The organism is Arthrobacter sp. SLBN-83 (assembly GCF_006715285.1).
Taxonomy (GTDB): domain Bacteria; phylum Actinomycetota; class Actinomycetes; order Actinomycetales; family Micrococcaceae; genus Arthrobacter.
On record NZ_VFMX01000001.1, the window covers coordinates 562,197 to 582,484 of the forward strand.

Annotated in this window: 17 protein-coding genes and 1 tRNA gene; 6 read left to right on the top strand and 12 right to left on the bottom strand. The window is 65.2% G+C overall.

Annotated elements, in window-relative coordinates; all coding sequences use genetic code 11:
• Positions 1-44 precede the first annotated feature (44 nt).
• Positions 45-1,601, top strand: a complete 1,557-nt coding sequence (locus FBY30_RS02495) for an APC family permease (RefSeq protein WP_142131095.1) — start codon at positions 45-47, stop codon at positions 1,599-1,601.
• 68 nt (positions 1,602-1,669) lie between these two features.
• Here FBY30_RS02495 and FBY30_RS02500 read toward each other — a convergent pair whose 3' ends face one another.
• From FBY30_RS02500 to araB, 7 genes are all read right to left on the bottom strand, one after another.
• On the bottom strand, positions 1,670-2,215 hold the full coding sequence (locus tag FBY30_RS02500; RefSeq protein WP_142131096.1) for an AMIN-like domain-containing (lipo)protein: 546 nt from the start codon (positions 2,213-2,215) through the stop codon (positions 1,670-1,672).
• Positions 2,216-2,386: 171 nt separating this feature from the next.
• The gene (locus FBY30_RS02505) at positions 2,387-2,689 is read right to left on the bottom strand and encodes a DUF4193 domain-containing protein (protein WP_142131097.1); all 303 of its coding nucleotides are present in this window, start codon (positions 2,687-2,689) and stop codon (positions 2,387-2,389) included.
• Positions 2,690-2,781: 92 nt separating this feature from the next.
• Positions 2,782-2,985, bottom strand: a complete 204-nt coding sequence (locus FBY30_RS02510; protein ID WP_142131098.1) for a hypothetical protein — start codon at positions 2,983-2,985, stop codon at positions 2,782-2,784.
• Positions 2,986-3,063: 78 nt separating this feature from the next.
• Positions 3,064-4,062 (bottom strand): LacI family DNA-binding transcriptional regulator, encoded by a 999-nt coding sequence (locus FBY30_RS02515; protein ID WP_142131099.1) that lies wholly within the window; start codon positions 4,060-4,062, stop codon positions 3,064-3,066.
• A 6-nt stretch (positions 4,063-4,068) separates the two neighbouring features.
• The gene (araA, locus tag FBY30_RS02520; RefSeq protein ID WP_142131100.1) at positions 4,069-5,589 is read right to left on the bottom strand and encodes an L-arabinose isomerase; all 1,521 of its coding nucleotides are present in this window, start codon (positions 5,587-5,589) and stop codon (positions 4,069-4,071) included.
• A gap of 38 nt (positions 5,590-5,627) precedes the next feature.
• The gene (locus FBY30_RS02525; RefSeq protein WP_142131101.1) at positions 5,628-6,356 is read right to left on the bottom strand and encodes an L-ribulose-5-phosphate 4-epimerase; all 729 of its coding nucleotides are present in this window, start codon (positions 6,354-6,356) and stop codon (positions 5,628-5,630) included.
• A complete protein-coding gene (gene araB / locus FBY30_RS02530) occupies positions 6,353-8,125 on the bottom strand; it encodes a ribulokinase (protein WP_200830621.1) in 1,773 nt (590 codons plus the stop codon). Before araB ends, FBY30_RS02525 begins: the two co-directional genes overlap by 4 nt.
• 266 nt (positions 8,126-8,391) lie before the next feature.
• Here araB and chvE point away from each other — a divergent pair, with 266 nt between their 5' ends.
• The 3 genes from chvE to mmsB all read left to right on the top strand — a co-directional run bounded on the left by chvE (position 8,392) and on the right by mmsB (position 12,441).
• The gene (chvE, locus tag FBY30_RS02535; RefSeq protein ID WP_350310804.1) at positions 8,392-9,522 is read left to right on the top strand and encodes a multiple monosaccharide ABC transporter substrate-binding protein; all 1,131 of its coding nucleotides are present in this window, start codon (positions 8,392-8,394) and stop codon (positions 9,520-9,522) included.
• Between the two features lie 107 nt (positions 9,523-9,629).
• A complete protein-coding gene (gene mmsA, locus FBY30_RS02540; RefSeq protein ID WP_142131103.1) occupies positions 9,630-11,159 on the top strand; it encodes a multiple monosaccharide ABC transporter ATP-binding protein in 1,530 nt (509 codons plus the stop codon).
• 4 nt (positions 11,160-11,163) lie between these two features.
• A complete protein-coding gene (mmsB, locus tag FBY30_RS02545) occupies positions 11,164-12,441 on the top strand; it encodes a multiple monosaccharide ABC transporter permease (RefSeq protein WP_142131104.1) in 1,278 nt (425 codons plus the stop codon).
• A 101-nt stretch (positions 12,442-12,542) separates the two neighbouring features.
• Here mmsB and FBY30_RS02550 read toward each other — a convergent pair whose 3' ends face one another.
• The 5 genes from FBY30_RS02550 to FBY30_RS02570 all read right to left on the bottom strand — a co-directional run bounded on the left by FBY30_RS02550 (position 12,543) and on the right by FBY30_RS02570 (position 17,698).
• On the bottom strand, positions 12,543-13,796 hold the full coding sequence (locus tag FBY30_RS02550) for an MFS transporter (RefSeq protein WP_142131105.1): 1,254 nt from the start codon (positions 13,794-13,796) through the stop codon (positions 12,543-12,545).
• A 39-nt stretch (positions 13,797-13,835) separates the two neighbouring features.
• Positions 13,836-16,007 (bottom strand): elongation factor G-like protein EF-G2, encoded by a 2,172-nt coding sequence (locus tag FBY30_RS02555; RefSeq protein WP_142131106.1) that lies wholly within the window; start codon positions 16,005-16,007, stop codon positions 13,836-13,838.
• 84 nt (positions 16,008-16,091) lie between these two features.
• Positions 16,092-16,517: a ChaB family protein gene (locus FBY30_RS02560; RefSeq protein WP_142131107.1), complete on the bottom strand. Its 426-nt coding sequence runs from the start codon at positions 16,515-16,517 to the stop codon at positions 16,092-16,094.
• A 68-nt stretch (positions 16,518-16,585) separates the two neighbouring features.
• A tRNA-Thr gene (locus FBY30_RS02565) sits at positions 16,586-16,662 on the bottom strand.
• A gap of 148 nt (positions 16,663-16,810) precedes the next feature.
• Positions 16,811-17,698: a DsbA family protein gene (locus FBY30_RS02570; RefSeq protein WP_142131108.1), complete on the bottom strand. Its 888-nt coding sequence runs from the start codon at positions 17,696-17,698 to the stop codon at positions 16,811-16,813.
• 177 nt (positions 17,699-17,875) lie between these two features.
• Here FBY30_RS02570 and FBY30_RS02575 point away from each other — a divergent pair, with 177 nt between their 5' ends.
• Complete coding sequence (locus FBY30_RS02575) at positions 17,876-19,378, top strand: alpha,alpha-trehalose-phosphate synthase (UDP-forming) (protein ID WP_142131109.1); 1,503 nt, start codon at positions 17,876-17,878, stop codon at positions 19,376-19,378.
• Complete coding sequence (otsB, locus tag FBY30_RS02580; RefSeq protein ID WP_142131110.1) at positions 19,368-20,204, top strand: trehalose-phosphatase; 837 nt, start codon at positions 19,368-19,370, stop codon at positions 20,202-20,204. Before FBY30_RS02575 ends, otsB begins: the two co-directional genes overlap by 11 nt.
• Positions 20,205-20,288: the final 84 nt, after the last annotated feature.

A 20,288-nucleotide genomic window follows, 5' to 3' on the forward strand; every position in this document is an offset into this window, starting at 1 on the left:
TCATATAGTGACCCCCGTCTCACAGCCTTCCAGAAAGTGGTGCCATGACAGAGACAATCCGCACCAGTACGGCCAAACCCGGTCCGCACGTCCACGCCCCCTCCGTAGACGGCGTTAGCGCCAAAGGACTCAAAGGCGGGCAGCTCGGCCTCCTGGCCGTCGTCGTCCTGGGCATTTCGACTATTGCCCCCGCCTACACCCTCACCAGCGCACTTGGACCCACCGTCAACGAAGCCGGACTCCAGCTGCCCGTCATCTTCCTGATCGGGTTCATCCCCATGATCCTGGTCTCGCTCGCCTACCGGGAGCTCAACGCCGACTCCCCGGACAGCGGCACCACCTTCACCTGGGTGACCAAGGCCTTCGGGCCGTGGATCGGCTGGATGGGCGGCTGGGGCCTGCTGGCGGCCAACATCATCGTGCTGTCCAACCTCGCCGGCGTCGCCGTCGACTTCTTCTACCTTTTCCTGTCCCAGCTCACCGGCTCACCTGAGCTGGCCGACCTGGCCGACAACAAAGCCCTGAACGTCATCACCTGCTTCGTCTTCGTGGCGCTGGCCGTCTGGGTCAGCTACCGCGGGCTGCACACCACCAAATTGGTGCAGTACAGCCTGGTGGGCTTCCAGCTGCTGGTCCTGGGCCTGTTCGTGGTCATGGCGTTTGCCAACTGGTCCACGTCGGAGACGGCCATCCCGTTCAGCTGGGACTGGTTCGACGTCACCAAGATCGAGACGTTCGGCCAGGTTGCCGCCGGCATCTCCCTGTCCATCTTCGTGTACTGGGGCTGGGACGTCTGCCTCACCGTCAATGAGGAAACTGCCAACGGCAAGAAGACCGCCGGCGTGGCAGGCACCCTGACCGCCGTCATCGTCCTTGCCATCTACCTTCTGGTCAGCATCGCCACCATGATGTTCGCCGGCGTCGGAGATACCGGCAACGGCCTGAACAACGCGGAGAACCATGAGAACATCTTCACCGCGCTGGCCTCCCCCATCATGGGCCCCTTCGCCATCCTGATGTCCCTCGCCGTGCTCTCCAGCTCGGCTGCATCCCTGCAGTCCACGTTCATGTCACCGTCCCGGAGCCTGCTGGCCATGGCGCACTACGGTGCACTGCCGGAGCCGTTCAGCCGGATCAGCAGGAAGTTCGCGACGCCGGGCTTCGCCACTATCGCGGCCGGCATCATCTCCGCGGGGTTCTACGCCGTAATGCACGTGGTCAGCGAGAACGTCCTGAACGACACCATCCTGGCCCTGGGCCTGATGATCTGCTTCTACTACGGCCTGACCGCACTCGCCTGCACCTGGTACTTCCGCCACAGCCTCTTCAACAGCGCACGCCACTTCCTGTTCCGGCTGGTGTGCCCGGTGGTGGGTGGCGTGGGCCTGTTCGTGGTGTTCTTCCAGACCGCCATGGACAGCCTGGCCCCGGAATTCGGCAGCGGTTCGGAAGTCTTCGGCGTGGGCCTGGTGTTCATCCTGGGCGTCGGCATCCTGGCCCTGGGCGCCGTCGTCATGCTGGTCATGTCCCGCACCCACCCCGGCTTCTTCCGCGGTGAAACCCTGAAGCGGGACACCCCCGCCCTGGTGGTTCCGGAATAGACTCCAACACAAAAGGTGCCGTGCCCCTTCCAGGGCGCGGCACCTTTTTGTTTACGACGACGGATGGGTCACCAGTAGTGCGCCACATCGATCACCAGCCGGGAGCCGGAGCCGGGACCGTCCAGGGTGAAGACCCGGAACGGAAGGCGTGCCCGGACGCCCAGGCCAAGGCTTGTGTATCCCTCGAAGCTGCCGGCCGAAACCACCTGGCGGAACGTCTGGTAGCCGGAAACGTTGCTGAGCTCATTCTTGTCGGCAGGGTTGTAGGTGGCGTTGCCGTTCTCGTCATAGGAGGGCGCCTTGATGCTGATGTGCAGGCGCGCACCGCCCCGCACCGGAATGGGAAGCCCCGAGCCCTCCTGCTCGATCCGCGGCACATACTGCACGGTATAGGCGACCGCAGGGCCGTTGAGGTCCACCACCAGCCGGTCGAAACAGTAGTGCTGCCCCGTGCGGACATTGGTAACGGATGCGGTACCGGTGTCCTGCCCGGACTTCGCCAGCGAGCCCCAGGTGAGCCCGCAGTAGGGAGCCGCCGAGGCAGGTCCCTGGACCACGATTCCCAGCCCTACAGCCAGCAGGACCGCTGCGAGCCAGATGGAGAACTTTTTCATTGCTGTGCCATCCAGGATTCAAAGCCATTGGATGATTCCAGCGTAGGAGTGTTCCTTGCCGGAGACGAGGGGTCATTTTGATAACGACGGCGGCCGGAGATCAACAGCCCGGGACAAGAAAGCGCCGCCCACCCGAAGGGTGGCCGGCGCCGGGAAAATCAGGAAGAGTTTTTAGCCTTCGCAGTCGCGGCAGTACTTCAGGCCGTTCTTTTCACGGGCAACCTGTGACCGGTGGCGGACCAGGAAGCACGACGAGCAGGTGAACTCGTCGGACTGCTCGGGAACCACAATGACAGTCAGTTCCTCGTTGGACAGGTCGGCTCCGGGCAGGTCGATACCTTCAGCGGTGTCGTTTTCGTCGACATCGATAACCGCGGTCTGCGCGTTGCCGCTCCGTGACGCCTGGAGGGCCTCGAGAGAGTCAGCGGGCGACTCTTCTTCCTGCTTGCGTGGAGCATCGTAATCGGTAGCCATAGCGTGTTCACTTTCGTTGCTGCGCAGCGCCATTTCAGGCACCTCAGTGAAGCAGTTTAGGGCATTACCACGTCAGTGGCGCAATAGTGTGCTTAACCAGACATCGTGCTGGTTTCGGCTGCTGCCAGCGCATGCTCGGAGCGGGCCTGCTCCGCGCCTGCGGACACCCCGCTCAAGGCCGGGAGCCAGCCCCAGCGGGTGGCGTCAGCCATGGCGCCGGCGGCCTGGGACTCGGAGTCATACGTGAACGTGTCCAGCAGCCATTCGCGGAGCCGGATGAGCAGGGTAGCCGTCATGCCTGCCAAGGTACGCAGCGATTGTTGTGGCCACGTTTCGCGGGGGTCTCCCCCGGATTAACTCGGCTGCCTGCAGTTTCAGGCTGGCGGGGCGGTGCTGCTGCGCAGGACGAGTTCGGGCTCCACCACCAGCGTCCGCGGTCCTTCCGTACCGTCCAGCGCCCGGAGCATCATGTCCATGCACCGCCGGCCCAGTTCTTCGAAGTCCTGCCGGACCACGGTCAGCGGCGGGCTGAAGTAGCCGGCTTCGGGCTGGTCGTCAAAGCCCACCACGGATACGTCCTCCGGCACCTTGATGCCTGCCTCGTTCAGCGCCCGCAGGACGCCCAGGGCCATCTGGTCGTTGCCTACAAACAGTGCAGTGGCACGGCGGGAGGCTGCCACTTTACGGCCGATGTCATAACCGCTGCCGGCGCTCCAGTCACCCTCGATTAGAAGGTCGGCATCGAGCCCGGCCGCGTCCAGGGCACACCGCCAGCCGTCGGCGCGGGCCACCGCGTCAATCCAGTCCTGCGGGCCGGCCACGTGCCCGATGCGGACGTGGCCCTGTCCGATGAGATGCCGCACTGCCAGTTCGGCCCCGCGGCGCTGGTCCACCTTGACGCCGCCAACGGTTTCGTTTCCGGTGGTTCCCACGGCCACCACAGGCACCCCAATAGGCAGTTCCGCGAGGGCGGCCGGCATCTCAAGGTGCGGAACAATCACCACGATGCCTTCCACCGACTGGTCCAGGAAGTGCCGGGCGGCAGCCAGGATGGCATCGCGGTTGACCTCCCGCAGGGCAGCGACGCTGACGAAGTACCCCGCGTCCCGGGCGGCGCGTTCAACACCCAGCAAAGTGTTGGCAGGCCCGTACTGCGAGAGTTCACTGGCCAGGACGCCGATGGTCTGCGAGCGCCGGGTGACCAGGCTCCGGGCAGCGGAGTTGCGGCGGTACCCCAGCTGGGCAATCGCCGCCTCCACTTTCTCCCGCGTCCCCATACTCACGTTCGGGTGGCAGTTGACCACCCGGGACACGGTCTGGTGCGAGACCCCAACCAGCTCCGCCACATCCTCAAGCCTCGGCCGCCGCACCATCTTTGGTCAGATCCCCCCGGCCAGCTTGTAGTAGGCGGCATTCCAGTTCAGGTCCTTCTTGAACTGGCGGATGGTGGTGCCTTCGTCGATGGTGAGCAGCTCCGTCTTGGCAATTTCGGCGAAGTCCTCAAACACGTCCATGCCCACCTGGGTGGAGAGCACGGTGTGGTGCGCGGCCCCGGCGGTGAGCCAAGCGGCGGCGGAGGTGGCGAAGTCGGGCTTGGGCTGCCAGAGGGCGCGGGCCACGGGCAGGTTGGGCAACGGCTGGTCCAGGGGGACGACATCGACGGCGTTGGCCACCAGGCGGAAGCGGTCCCGCATGTCGGACAGGGCGACGACGACGCCCGGCGAGGCATCGGCGTCGAACACCAGGCGGACGGGGTCTTCCTTGCCGCCGATGCCCAGCGGGTGGATCTCCAGCCGCGGCTTCTGCGCGGTCAGGGAGGGGCAGACCTCCAGCATGTGGGCCCCGAGGATCTTCTCGGACCCCGGCTCCAGGTGGTAGGTGTAGTCCTCCATCAGCGAGGCGCCACCGGGCAGGCCAGCGCCCATCACCTTGGCGGCCCGGACCAGGATGGCGGTCTTCCAGTCACCCTCAGCGCCGAACCCGTAGCCTGCGGCCATGAGCCGTTGCACCGCCAGGCCGGGCAACTGGCGCAGGGCGCCGAGGTCCTCGAACGAAGTGGTGAACGCCGCGGACCCATTGCCCTCCAGGAAGCTGCGCAGGCCCAGTTCGATCCGGGCCCCATACCGCAGCGAATCGTGCCTGGCCGCGCCTGCGCGGAGCTCCGGCACCACGTCATAAAGGTCCTCATACTCCGCCACCAGGGCGTCGACGTCGGACTCCGCGGCGCCGTGCACGGCGTCGGCGAGCTCGTTGACGGACCAGGTGTTGACCGCGACGCCGAAGCGCAGCTCGGCCTCTGTCTTGTCGCCTTCGGTGACGGCCACGTTGCGCATGTTGTCGCCGAAGCGGGTCAGCTTCAGGGTGCGGATGGCGGCCCACCCTGCGGCGGCCCGCTGCCAGGACCCGACCTGGCGTGCGACCTCGGGGTTGGAGACGTGCCCGACGACGGTCTTCCGGGCGATGCCGAGGCGGGACTGGATGTATCCGAACTCGCGGTCACCGTGCGCGGCCTGGTTCAGGTTCATGAAATCGAAGTCGATGTCCGCCCAGGGCAGGTCCCGGTTGGCCTGGGTGTGCAGGTGCAGCAACGGCTTGCGCAGCAGGTCCAGGCCCGAGATCCACATCTTGGCCGGGCTGAACGTGTGCATCCACGCGGTGACGCCGATGACCGAGTCATCCGCGTTGGCCTCCAGCGCGGTGCGGCGGATGGCGTCCGAGTCGGTCAAGACCGGCTTCCACACAATCCGCACCGGCACGGCGGAGGAGGCGTTCAGCTGGTTCGCGATCTCCTGTGACTGCGCGGCCACCTGCTTCAGGACTTCCTCGCCGTAAAGGTGCTGGCTGCCGGTAAGGAACCAGACCTCGTAGCCGTCGAGGGAGGTGTTTGCTGCGGTACTCATGGGTTCTCCTGAAAAGTTATAAGGGGGACGGCGTTGAATTACTGGCCGTAGACGTTCTGGTAGCGGGAGTAGAGCGAATCAATGTGGCTCGGGTCGATGGGCAGGGGTTCGCCCAGTTGCCGGGAAATATGGACGGTGCGCGCCACTTCCTCGCACATCACGGCGGCTTTCACCGCGGACCGGGCGTCCTTGCCGATGGTGAACGGACCGTGGTTCTGCATCAGGACCGCTGGCGAATTGGAGTTCTTCAGCGTCTCCACGATCCCGTGCCCAATCGAGTCGTCGCCGATCAGCGCGAAAGGGCCCACCGGAATCTCGCCGCCGAACTCGTCCCCCATCATGGTCAGCACGCAAGGGATCGCCTCCCCCCGGGCCGCCCACGCCGTGGCATAGGTGGAATGCGTGTGCACCACCCCGCCCACCTCGGGCATGTGCCGGTAGACGTAGGCGTGTGCGGCGGTATCGGACGACGGCGACAGCGGCGGATTGCCCCAGTCGACGGTCCCGCCTCCACCAAGGTTGGTGCCCCGGACGGGGGTGCCGTGCAGGTCGGTCACGATCATCTGCTCCGCAGTCAGGTCCTGATAGGAGACTCCGGAGGGCTTGATGACCATGAGGTCGGTGCCCGGCACCCGGGCAGAGACGTTGCCCGCGGTCCACACCACCAGTTCGTACCGGGTCAGCTCGGCGTGCAGCGCACACACTTCCTTACGGATCCGGGCAATGGTCTGCAGGATCGCCGGGGTTACACCGGTACCGGCGGTCATGCGGACACCTCCACAGCGGTTGCCGGCAGGTTGCCGGTGCCCGGCAAATCAGCCTGCGCCGCTTTGCGCTGGATGACCTTGAGCCGGTGCATGACGTCACTGCTGCCGCGGCCGAAGTAGTCGTGCAGCGTCCTGTACTCCTGGAACAATTCGTCGTAGGCGGCCACGTTTTCCGGTATCGGTGTGTACACCTCCCCGGGTTCGGCGCCCATCGCAGCCGCAGCCTCGCGGATGTCCGCGTAGGCGCCCGCGGCCACGGCAGCGTGGATGGCCGAGCCCAGCGCCGGGCCCTGTTCCGAGCCGATGGTGGACAGCTGCAGGCCGGTGGCGTCCGCGTAGATCTGCATGAGGAGTTTGTTCTTGAGCAGGCCGCCGGCCACGATGAATTCCTTGACGGGGACGCCGGCGTCGCGGAAGGCGTCCACGATGGTGCGGGTCCCGAAAGCCGTGGCTTCAAGCAGCGCGCGGTACGTGTCTTCCGGTCTGGTGGCCAGGGTCTGGCCCACCACAATCCCGGAGAGCTCGTGGTCCACCAGGACTGAGCGGTTGCCCGAGTGCCAGTCGAGGGCGATCAGGCCGTGTTCCCCGATGGCCTGCCGCGAGGCGAGTTCGGTGAGGTACTCGTGGATGCCCAGGCCCGCATCCTTCGCAGCCTGGTGGTATTCGGGCGGGACGCCGTACTTGGTGAACCAGCCAAAGATGTCCCCCACGCCGGATTGGCCGGCCTCGTAGCCCCAGAGGCCGGGTACGATGCCGCCGTCCACGGCTCCGCACATCCCGGGCACCTCGCGCAGTTCCGTGCCGTTCATGACATGGCAGGTGGAGGTGCCCATGATGGCCACCAGCTGGCCGGAGTCCACGGCCTTGGCAGCCGGGGCAGTGACATGCGCGTCGACGTTTCCCACGGCCACGGCGATGCCTTCCGGCAGTCCGGTCCAGGCAGCAGCCTCGGCGGTAAGGGTGCCTGCGGCATCCCCCAGCCGCCCGATGGTGTGCTCCAGCTTGGAGCTGACGAAGTCTTTGAAGTCCGGGTTCAGGGCAGCAAGGAAGTCCTCCGACGGATAGCGGCCATCCTGGTAAATCCCCTTGTAACCGGCCGTGCAGGCATTGCGGACGTACCGGCCGCACAGCTGCCAGACGATCCAGTCCGCCGCCTCCACCCAGTGGTCCATGGCGGCGTAGGCTTCCGGGTCCTCTTCCAGCAGTTGCAGGCCCTTGGCGAACTCCCATTCGGAGGAGATCAGTCCCCCATAACGCGGAAGCCAGTCCTCACCCCGGTCGGCGGCGAGGCGGTTGATCCGGTCAGCCTGCCCCTGCGCTGCGTGGTGGCGCCAGAGCTTCACATAGGCATGCGGCCGGTTGGCGAAGCCGGGCAGTTCGTTCAGGGGGGTGCCGTCGGCCTTGACGGGCACCATGGTGCAGGCGGTGAAGTCCGTGGCAATGCCGACGACGGCGGCAGGGTCGATCCCGGCGTCCGCCACCGCGGCGGGCACAGCCCTGCGCAGGACCTCCCGGTAGTCGTTGGGCACCTGGAGTGCCCATTCACCGGGAAGCCTTGCGGGATGTCCATCGGATTCCGCGCCCGCTGTATCTTCGGGCAGGGAATCGGTGACCACCGCGTGCGGGTACTCGTGGACGGCGCTGCCGAGTTCCCTGCCGTCGCGGACCCGCACCACCACGGCACGGCCGGACAGGGTCCCGTAGTCCACCCCGATGACGTACTGGTCAGCGCGGGGATCGGAGCTGGATGTGGACAACGTCTCTGGCATGGGTTTGCCTCCGTCCGAGAGGCGGGGGCCTCTTTACCGGGTTTGTAGGGGTCGGGGTCGAGCTAAGTGCTGCAGCAAGTGTGAACGCTAACAAAGAAGATGTCAACGGACTCGAAAAAGTTGCGAAAATCCCCGCTGCAGTCTTGTTAGCGTTCACAAAGCAGTCTATATTGAACCGACACATCAACAATGTGGCCAGGACCAGGGAGCGTCGGAGCTGCCTGGTCCAACAACACTTCGCGGCAATGCTGCTGCGGAAGGAGAAAATGGTGAGAATCAAAAAACTCATGGGCGCGGTGGCCCTTGTCCTCGCCCTGACGGTGGGCGCCACCGGCTGTGGTTCCCGGGGCGGAGCCGCCACCGAATCCGGCAGTGCCGCCAAGCCCAGCGACTCACTGGTCGGGATTTCGATGCCCACGCAGACCTCCGAACGGTGGATTGCCGATGGCGCCAACGTGGAGAAGTCGCTGAAGGACCTTGGCTACAAGACGGACCTCCAGTTCGCCAATGACGACATCCCCACCCAGGTGTCGCAGATCGAAAACATGCTGACCAAGGGCGCCAAGGCCCTGATCATCGCCGCCATTGACGGCACCACCCTGACCGATGTCCTGGCCAAGGCCAAGGACCAGAACGTCAAGGTCATCGCTTACGACCGCCTGATCAACGGCACCCCGAACGTGGATTACTACACCACGTTCGACAACTACACGGTGGGTGTGCAGCAGGCCACCTCACTGCTGACCGGCCTGGGCCTCCTGGACGCCAGCGGCAAGAAGGTTGACGGCAAGGGCCCCTTCAATATCGAGCTTTTCGCCGGCAGCCCCGATGACAACAACGCCAACTTCTTCTGGAGCGGCGCCATGGACACCCTGAAGCCGTACATGGATGCCGGCACGCTGAAGGTCCCCAGCGGCCAGACCAAGTTTGAGCAGGCCGCGATCCTCCGCTGGCAGGCACCTGTGGCACAAAAGCGCATGGAGGACATCATTACCTCCGCCTACAGCTCGGGCACCAAGCTGAACGGCGTCCTCTCCCCGTACGACGGCCTGTCGATTGGCATCATCTCCGCCCTCACCAGCACCGGCGGCTACGCCAAGGGCAGCCTGCCCGTAGTCACGGGCCAGGACGCCGAAAAGGGCTCCGTCAAGTCCATCGTCGCCGGCGAGCAGTACTCCACCATCTTCAAGGACACCCGGCAGCTCGGCGCGCAGGCCGTCAAGATGGTTGACGCTGTCCTCAAGGGCCAGGAGCCGGAAACCAACGACACCAAGACCTACAACAACAAGGTCAAGGTTGTCCCGGCGTTCCTGCTGAAGTCCGTGATCATCACCAAGGACAACTACAAGAAGGAACTGATCGACTCGGGTTACTACACCGACGCCGACGTCAAGTAGTCAGCGTCCGGGGCTGTGGCCCGGGCTTCCGTCCCGGGCCACAGCCCCACCCGCGCCCTCCTGCAGCAGCAGGAAGGCAAGCTCCGAACAGTCAGTGGGAATTGACGATGAACTCACCCATTCTTCAAATGCGAGGAATTACCAAGACGTTCCCGGGCGTCAAAGCGCTGCAGGACGTCACCCTGGATGTGAACCGTGGCGAGGTCCACGCCATCTGCGGGGAAAACGGAGCCGGCAAATCGACACTCATGAAAGTGTTGTCCGGCGTCTATGCACATAACACCTTTGACGGTGACATCCTCTTCGAAAACGAACCCTGCAACTTCTCCAGCATCTCGGACAGCGAAAAACGCGGAATCGTCATCATCCACCAGGAACTGGCCCTCAGCCCGTACCTGTCGATTGCCGAGAACATCTACCTTGGCAACGAACAAGCCACCAACGGGTGGGTGGACTGGCGCAAGACCAACCTGGAGGCAGCCAGGCTGCTCGCCCGCGTCGGCCTGGACGAGAACCCTGTCACCCCTGTACAGCACATCAGCGTGGGCAAACAGCAACTGGTGGAAATCGCCAAGGCGCTGTCCAAGGAAGTGAAGCTGCTCATCCTGGACGAGCCTACGGCCGCCCTCAACGACGAGGATTCCGGCCATCTGCTGGACCTGATCCTCCACCTCAAGGGCCAGGGCGTCACCAGCATCATCATCAGCCACAAGCTCAATGAGATCCGCAAGGTCGCTGACGCCGTCACCATCATCCGCGACGGCAAAACCATTGAGACCCTGCGTCTTGACGAAGGCCAGATCACGCAGGAGCGGATCATCCGCGGCATGGTCGGCCGGGACCTGGAGAGCCTGTACCCCGACCGCGAGCCGCACATCGGAGAGGAAGTCCTGCGGATCGAAGACTGGTCCGTGCGCCATCCCCAGGACCACACGCGCATGGTGGTCAACAACGCCAACCTGCATGTCCGGAAGGGCGAGGTGGTGGGATTGGCCGGGCTGATGGGCGCCGGGCGCACCGAGCTTGCCATGAGCGTCTTCGGGCGCACGTACGGAACCGCCACGTCAGGGAAGGTCTACAAGTACGGCGAGGAAATCAACACTGCCACGGTGTCCGACGCCATCAGGAACGGCATTGCGTATGCCACCGAAGACCGCAAGCACTACGGCCTGAACCTCATCGAGGACATCAAGCGGAACGTCTCCCTGGCGGCGCTGCGCAAGCTCGCCAAACGCGGATTCGTGGACAAGAACCAGGAAACCGTGGTGGCCAACGGCTACCGGAAGAGTATGAACATCAAGGCTCCGTCGGTGGCGGCCATTACCGGAAAACTCTCCGGTGGCAACCAGCAGAAGGTGGTGCTGAGCAAGTGGATGTTCTCCGATCCGGACGTGCTCATCCTCGACGAACCCACCCGGGGGATCGACGTCGGCGCCAAATACGAGATCTACACGATCATTGCGAAACTTGCGGCCGAAGGAAAAGCCGTCATCGTAATCTCCTCGGAACTGCCTGAACTGCTGGGCATCTGCGACCGCATCTACACGCTGGCCGCCGGCCACATCACAGGTGAAGTTCCCATTGCCGAGGCCACCCAGGAAACCCTGATGCACTACATGACCAAAGAGAAGGAATAGCGACATGTCCGCCCTCAGAGAATCGCTCGGATTCCTTACAAGCCAACTGCGCCAGGTGGGCATCTTCGTTGCCCTGATCCTGATTGTCCTCCTGTTCCAGGGACTGACCGGGGGGATCCTGCTGGAACCACAGAACGTCACCAACCTGGTGGTCCAGAACAGCTACATCCTGATCCTGGCCATCGGCATGGTCATGGTGATCATTGCCGGGCACATCGACCTTTCTGTCGGCTCCGTGGCCGGGTTCATCGGCGCCGTTGCCGGCGTCATGATCGTGCACTGGGGCTGGCCGTGGTGGGCCGCCATCCCCGCCTGCCTACTGGTCGGCGCCCTGGTGGGTGCCTGGCAGGGCTACTGGATCGCCTACGTGGGGATTCCGGCCTTCATCGTCACGCTGGCGGGCATGCTGATCTTCCGTGGGCTGACCCTTATCACCCTGAAGAACCAGCAGATCACCCCCTTCCCGGCCGAACTGCGTGCCCTCGGCGGCGGCTTCCTTCCCGACCTCACTGGCGGCACCTCCGTGCTGGAGTGGCTCACCGTCATCCTGGGCGTCGGGGCCACGGCTGCGCTGCTGATCCAGGCGCTCAAGGAACGCCGGATCCGCCGGAAGTTCGACCTCGAAAGCGAGCCACTGGTCTGGTTCGTCATCAAGACCGCCTTCACAGCGCTGCTCATGCTCATCATCACGTTCCTGCTGGCGTCCTATCGCGGTACCCCGATTGTCCTGGTGGTCCTGGCCGCCTTGGTGATCGCCTACACGGCCCTCATGAACAACAGTGTCTTCGGGCGGCACACGTACGCTATTGGCGGCAACCTGCACGCGGCTGAACTGTCCGGCATCAAGACCAAGGCCGTGACGTTCCGGCTCTTCGTGAACATGGGCGTGCTGGCCGCGCTGGCGGGCCTCGTCTTCACCGCCCGGCTCAACTCGGCTCAACCGGCCGGTGGAACCGGCTTCGAACTGGATTCCATCGCCGCCGCCTTCATCGGCGGCGCCGCGGTCACCGGTGGTATCGGAACCGTCGCCGGAGCCATGATCGGCGGACTCATTATGGGTGTGCTCAACAACGGCATGTCCATCCTGGGCCTGGGTACTGACTACCAACAGCTCATCAAGGGCCTGGTGCTCCTTGTCGCCGTTGGCTTCGACATCTTCAACAAGAACCGCAGCGGTGGCGGCGGCGAAATTGGAAAGCGCTTCAGGCTGAAGACCTCCCCTTCGCCCGCACAGGAAAAGCCGGCTCCGGCCAGTGAAGCGGTGGAAGCAGGCGTCAAGTAGGACGAACCGCCACCTGCGCACCCGAAGGCTCCTGTTGCCCGGACCAAGTCCCGGCAGCGGGAGCCTTCGCTGCGTCCGGCTCCAGCACATGCTGCGCCTGTTTAGGGTGCTGCGGCCAGGCCCGTGGCAAGATCTGCCGGCGAGCGCCGGCGCCGGCTCAGGAGCATGAAGGGTGCCGCCAGCAGCTGAACCGCGCCGCCCAATGCCAGCGATGCAGGGTAGCCGTAAACGTCGGCGGCCCGGCCGAGTACCGGCTGCACCACCACTCCCCCGCTGGAGCCCATGAGCGAGGCGAAGCTGAGAACCGTTGCCCGCTGCTTCGAGGCGATCATGTCGTTGAGGTAGGCCTGGCGCACCGGGGTGCCTGCGGAAGCGACCACGGCCCACAGAGCCAGGAGCACAAGTGCAAGCCAAAAGACACTGGTGGCCAGCAACACCACAAGGACCACCGAACTGGTGATCGTGGAGACGATCAGCACGGTGGTGCGGCGGCGGACCAGTCGCCGGACCTGGGGCGCCAGCCATCCGCCCACCACATCCGCACCCGCCACGATGGCCGCTGCCAGGCCGGCGATGGCGTAGGCCTTGGGATCGCCGAAAAGCTGCAGCAGGTAGGGCTGGAGGGCATAAAAAACGTAGAACCCCACGCCTTCGGTGAACGGGGCGGCCAGCATCATGAACCGCACCGGCGGGTTCCTCAGGCCGCCGTCCACAGACGCCTTCAGGACTGCGCGGGTGGCCTGAAGGGGGTGCGCCGAGCGCTCCGGCGTGAAACCGACGTCGTGCATCAGCAGGAAAGCCACCACGAACATTGCCACCAGGACGGCGACGCGCAGCAGGAACGGCACACCCAGGTTGGTGGCCTGGGCAATGACCCCGCCAGCTACTGATCCTGCCAGCATCGCGATGCCGGAAACGATCTGGCCCCGGCCCAGGACCGTTTCCAGGCCGCCCTCGTAGCCGGAAAAGTGCAGCGCGTCCACCAGCCAGGCTTCCACCGCCCCGGAAAAGAACGTGAACCCAAGGCCCAGGAGGGCGGACACCGCGGCCCACCACCAGAACGGCGCGGACAACTGCCACAACAGGTAATAGAGGTAGGTGGACCCGGCCAGCGTCACGGTGCCCAGCAGGAAGGACGTCCGGCGGCCCCAGCTGTCCGCCACCACGCCCGTGGGCACCTCGAACAGGACCATCCCGGCCGTGAAGAACGCGTTCGCGGCGAAGGCCTCCAGGTTGCTCAGCCCGGCGTCGAGCAGGAACAGCGTGTTGATCCCCCAAATGAAGGACGCCGCAAGGGTGTTCCCCAACGTCAGCGTCAGGTAGACGGTCTGGATTTTACGAGCTGCAGCATTCACCTGACGGCGCTCCGCGGGATTCTTCCTGCCCGGACCGGATCAGGACGGGCTGAAATTCGGGGGCACGGGATCGTGCCGCAGGTACTGCCGGCGGAACCGTCCGGTACCGGCGGTCAGGGCCCGCAGTTCCACGGCATAACGCAGGAGTTCCTGGTCCGGGACCTCCGCGCTGATCTCCGTGAGCCCCTCCCCGGAAGAGGTGGTGCCGGTGAGGCGCCCCCGCCGTCCTGACAGGTCGCTCATCACGGAGCCCACGTGTTCGTCGGCAACCATGATGGACACGGAGGACACCGGCTCCAGCAGCTGGACCTTCCCCGCTGCAGCTGCCTCCCGGAGCGCCAGGGCCCCCGCCGCCTGGAACGCCGCATCGGAGGAATCGACGCTGTGGGCCTTGCCGCCCGTGAGGGTCACGCGCACGTCCACCACGGGGAAGCCCGCAGCGACCCCCTTCTCCATTTGCGCCCGCACCCCCTTCTCGATGGACGGGATGAATGTGCCCGGGATGACTCCGCCCACTGTCTTGTCCACGAACTCGAACCCGCCACCGCGCTCCAGCGGTTCCACCTCGATGTCGCACACGGCGTACTGGCCGTGCCCGCCGGATTGCTTGACATGGCGGCCATGCCCCGAGGCCGCGGCCGCGAAGGTTTCCCGCAACGGAGTCACCACGTCCACGGTATGCAGCTTCACACCCTGTTCGCGCAGCCGGTCCAGGACTACCTCGGCGTGCGCTTCGCCCATGCACCACAACACCAACTGGTGCGTTTCCGTGTTCCGGTCCACACGGAGTGTTGGGTCTCCCGCCGCGATCCTGCCCAGGCTGCGGGCCAAGGCGTCCTCGTCGCTGCGGGAGTCGGCCTCCACGGCAACCGGCAGCAGAGGCTCCGGCATCTCCCACGTGGCCAGCAGCAGCGGGTTTTCCCGGCTGGAAATGGTGTCCCCGGTTTCGGCGCTGCCGAGTTTCGCCAACGCGCACATGTCCCCGGCCACGCAGTAGGGAACCGGCCGCAGGGTGGCTCCCAGCGGCGAGTAGATGTGGGTGACGCGTTCATCGGTGTCGTGGTCCTGGTGGCCGCGGTCAGCCAAACCATGGCCCCCTACATGGACGGGTGAGTCCTCCCGCAGCGACCCCGAGAAGACCCGCACCAGGCAGATGCGGCCCAGGAAGGGATCGTTGGAGGTGCGCACCACTTCGGCAGCGAGCGGACCCGAGGGGTCGCAGGACAGGCTTCCGGCCGGATTGCCGGACAGATCGGCGGCGTCCGGCAGCCTGCGTTCCACCGGAGGCGGGAAGGCCCGGACCAGCAGGTCCAGCAGTTCCGCCGTGCCAAGCCCGGTAACGGCAGAGGTGGGGAGCACGGGAAAGAACGAGCCGCGCGCCACGGCGGTTTCCAGGTCGGCGGCCAGCACCGCCGTGTCCATGTCCTCGCCTTCCAGGTAGCGGTCCATCAGGGTCTCATCTTCGCTTTCGGCGATGATGCCCTCGATGAGCGCACCCCTGGCAGTGCCGGCATCCGTACGTTCGCCGGCCGTCGCCGCACGGACTTCAGGTGCTGAATCTTCGGAGGAGTAATCCGCCACCTCCTGCGACAGCAGGCCCAGCAGCCCGGTGATCCCGCCTTCTGTCCGCACCGGGACATAAAGCGGGAGCACGCCGTCGCCGAACGCCCTCTGGCAGGCGGCCAGGGCGCCGTCGTAATTTGCGCGCGGGTGGTCCACCCGGGTGACGACGACGGCGCGTGGGAGCCCCATGTGCCCGCACTCGCCCCAGAGCGCGGTGGTGGTTGCATCGATTCCGTCTACGGCGGAGACCACAAAGAGGGCGCCATCCGACGCCCTGAGGCCTGCCCGCAGCTCACCGATGAAGTCCGGGTAGCCCGGAGTGTCCAGGAGGTTCACCTTGACGTCATCCACCATCAGCGGCACCAGGGACAGCGTGACCGACCGCTGCTGGTGCACGGCGGCGGGATCGGAGTCGCTGACAGTCGACCCGTCCGCTATGGAGCCTTTGCGGGTGATCATGCCGTTGGCCGCCAGCAGGGCCTCGATCAACATGGTTTTCCCGGCGCCGGAGTGCCCAACCAGGGCAACGTTCCGGATGCGGTCCGGGTCCTGCGCCGCGATGCCGCCGGCTTGGTCGGCCCGCCGTGATTCAGGCCCGTTCCTGCCGCCTGCCGCCCGCGCTGACTCCTTGGTGCTCTTCACCGACATTGGAACCTCCTGGCATCATTGCCGACCGGACCGGACGTGTCCTTTGATTCGACACCTTGGACGGCGGGACGGCAAGAGCGAAGGCTATTTGCTGCGGGCTTTGCGGGTGGCTGCGTTATTGGCCTTCTGGAGTGCCTCCACCAGCTGGTCCTTGTCCATCTTCGAGCGGCCCTTGACGTCCAGTTCCTTGGCCAGCTTGTAGAGATGGTCCTTCGAGGCGTTCGCATCCACGCCGCCGGCGGTGGGCTCCGACGAGCGGATGCCCTGTTCCGCGCGCTTATCAGATGGGCCGCGTTTTTCCTTGGGCTCCCAGTGGTCGCCCACCTTTTCGTAGCTGTGCTTCAGCGAGGCGTAGGCTGCACGGGCAGCGCGTTGTTCGTCCTGGTCATAGGACTCAAGGGCGGAATCGTAGGTCTTGGCGAATGTGTCCTGGGCTTTTTGGTCAGAACGCTGCAGGGTCGAGGGGAGCTCTTCCTTGCGGGCATGGTCGTTCTTGCCGGTCTTGGGCATGGCACCCATCCTCCTTTAGTCAGCACGCTGATCATTTGGATGGATCCAGCTTAGACCCGGAGGTTGCATGGAGCCCCCTGTCGGATTCGAACCGACGACCCCCGCTTTACAAGAGCGGTGCTCTGGCCAACTGAGCTAAGGAGGCGCGCCCCTGGGGGCATGCGCCCGAAGGCGCTAGATAAGGTTAGCCCAACTCCCGCCGGGCGTAAAAACGCCCCTGCACGGGCTGTACATGAGGCAGGGGCCCGCCCCGGAAACGTTCCGGAACGGGCCCCTGCCAGCGCTGTTAATTCCTAGCCCTTGGCGGCGATGGCTGCCTGCAGGAAGTCGGGGAACGGCGTCTGGGCGCTGTCTCCCTTGCCCCACTGCTTGCCGTCCACGAAGACGGTGGGCGTACCGGTGACACCGATGGCGGAGGCCTCCTTCGTCGTGAACTTCACGAACGGGCGGTAGGTCTTGTCATCCACGCAGGAGTTGATGTCCACACCCATGTCGGACGCCATCTTCTTCAGGTCGTTGTCGGACAAGCCTGCACTGCCTTCGGCGGGCTGCTGGGCGTACAGGGCGTTGAAGTAGTCGGCGTACTTCTCCGGGGCCGTGTTGGCCACACACGCTGCCGCGTTGGCAGCACGGGACGAGTAATTGGTGGTGGACCGGCTGTCCAGGAACCCGAGGGGGCGGTACTCAACGGTGATCTTGCCGTCGTTGCGCAGCGATGTGAGCTGGTCGTTGTACTGCGTTTCGAAGTTCTTGCAGACGGGGCAAATGAAGTCGACGTAGAGGACCACCTTGACCGGCTTGCCGGCCTCCGCCTCGGCACCGGGAGCCACCACTTCGGCGGGCGGAGTCTTCGGGGCATCGCCCAGGGACGCGGCGTCAACGGTGGCCGGCTCGGTCTTGGCAACCTGGTTGTTGGCCAGCAGCGTAACGCCGCCGTGGGCGTTGGCATTGGCAGGAGTGGGTCCCTTGTCCGCGATCGGGGCGTTGCGCTGGATGTTGCCCGCAACCACCAGGCCCACCACCACCAGGATGACCACCACTGCCGCCACGATGCCCCAGCCGATCAGCAGCTTGTTGCGCTTGTCCTTCTTTGCCTGCGCTTCCCGGATCAGGCGCGCTTTTTCGCGCGCCTCCGCCGTGCGCTCAGCCTTGGACTTACGTACTTCGTTTGCGGGGCTCATGAGTTCCTTGGGTCGGTCGACGTAGGGGACCACTTCGTGGCACCCCAACATTTTAGGGGAGAAAGCTGACAGCTTGCGGGTTCAACTATTCCTTCGGCTTGACCAACGGACGAATAGCCCCGATGATTCCGTCCGGCTAGGGTGGCTTAGAGGCACAAGCAACCCCAGGGGGCCGCAATGCAAACACCAGTCCAGGAAAAACCCGCCGGCACAGCTACGGCCGGCGAATCCGGTTCCAGCCACGCCGGCCATACAAAGTACGACTTCATGGTGGTCTCCAACAGGCTGCCTGTGGACCGAGTGGCGCCGGGCGACGACAGCGACGACGGCTCCGGCTGGCGCCGGTCCCCCGGCGGCCTGGTGACCGCGCTCGCCCCGATGATGACCAAGACCGACGGAGCATGGGTCGGCTGGCACGGGGCACCGGACGAGACGGTGAAGCCGTTCAGCCACGGCGGCATGGACCTTGTCCCGGTACAGCTCAGCACCGACGACGTGGAGCTGTACTACGAGGGCTTCTCCAACGCCACACTATGGCCGCTGTACCACGACGTCATTGCCCCTCCGGAGTTCCACCGCACCTGGTGGGACGCCTACCGCAAGGTCAACCGCAGGTTCGCCGACGCCGTCGTCCGCCATGCCGACCAAGGTGCCACCGTCTGGGTCCAGGACTACCAGCTGCAACTGGTTCCGCGGATGCTCCGCGAAGCCCGGCCCGACCTGCGCATCGGGTTCTTCAACCACATCCCGTTTCCGCCGCCGGAAATCTTTGCCCAGCTCCCGTGGCGCCAGGCCATCATTGACGGCCTGCTCGGCGCCGACCTGGTGGGCTTCCAGCGCGTCAGCGATGCGGGTAACTTCATGCGCTCCGCCCGCCGCTTCCTGGGCGCCAGCGTCAAGCAGCAACAGGTGCACGTCAAGGACCACAACGGCCAGCTGACGCATATTGCCCGTGCGCAGGCCTTCCCCATCTCCATCGACGTCAAGCAGATCAGCGAACTGGCTGCCAGGCCCGACATCATCGAACGCGCCCGGCAGATCCGGCAGGATATGGGCAACCCCAAGACCATCCTGCTCGGCGTGGACCGGCTGGATTACACCAAGGGCATCCGCCACCGGCTGAAGGCCTTCGAAGAACTCCTGGCGGACGGCCGCCTCACCGTTGGCGATGCAACCCTGATCCAGGTGGCCTCCCCCAGCCGCGAGCGTGTGGAACAGTACCGCCTCCTCCGCGAGGAGGTTGAGGGCACGGTGGGCCACATCAACGGCACCTATGACACCCTCGAAAACACAGCCGTCCGCTACCTGCACCACAGCTACCCCGTCGAAGAGATGGTGGCGCTGTACCTGGCGGCCGACGTCATGCTGGTCACCGCCCTGCGGGACGGGATGAATCTCGTCGCCAAGGAATACGTCACCGCCCGCAACAACAACGACGGCGCCCTGGTGCTGAGCGAATTCGCCGGCGCAGCGGACCAGCTCAAGCAGGCCCTGCTGATCAACCCGCACGATATCGCGGGGCTCAAGAACACCATCATGACCGCCATCGAGCTCAGCCCCCGCGAAGCCTCCCGGCGCATGCGGTCCATGCGCCGCCAGATCCTGGACCACGACGTTGACCACTGGTCCGCCGACTTCCTGCGCGCGCTGAACGAAAAGGTGGTCCGCGATGACTCCTGACGGCCGCGGCACCAGGGCTTCGCTGGCGCTCTCGCCTGAGCTACGGGAAGCCCTGCGCCGGATCGCACGGACAGAGCACTTGCTGGTGGCCATGGATTTTGACGGCACCATGGCGCCGATCGTGGACCGTGCCCAGGATGCGCGGCCGCTTCCGCGTTCAGCCGCGGCCTTCGCGGGCCTCGCCGTGCTTCCACGCACGACGACGGCACTCATCTCCGGCCGCGCCCTCGCCAGCCTGCGGGAGGTTGCCTCCCCTCCGGTGGACACGCTGCTGATCGGCAGCCATGGGGCCGAGGCCTGGCTGGGCCCCGGCTCCACCGAACTGGTGTTGGAGGATGACCAAAAAGCGCTCCTGGAAGACGTGCGGGCAGAATTGGCTGACATCGTTTCGCAGGCTCCCGGCACCTCCCTGGAGTACAAGCCTGCCGGCGTCGTCCTGCACACCCGCCAGGCACGGGACGACGTGGCGGAGGACGCAGTGTCAGCCGCCAAGTCGGTTCTGCAGGAGCGCAAGGGCGTCTTCCTGAAAGAAGGCAAGCGCGTCCTGGAGACCTCGGTGGTGCACGCCTCCAAAGGCGAAGGTGTTGCCTTCCTGCGGCAGGCAACGGGGGCCACTGCCGCGCTGTTTGCGGGCGATGACGTCACGGACGAGGACGCCTTTGGCAGGCTCGAACCGGGCGATGTTGGGGTCAAGGTCGGCCTCGATTTCACCCAGGCCCAGTACCGGGTGGAGGCACCCGTCCACGTCGCGGAACTGCTGGAGGCACTGCTGCAGGAGCGAAGCCTTGCCGTGGCGGAAGAAGACCCGCAGGCGGCCTCCGGCTAGACACAGCCGGTCGAAGATGTGACGTTCGTAACATTTGCACTAAAAAGAGCAACCTCTGGCATACTCTTTGTGTGATGTGGCGCA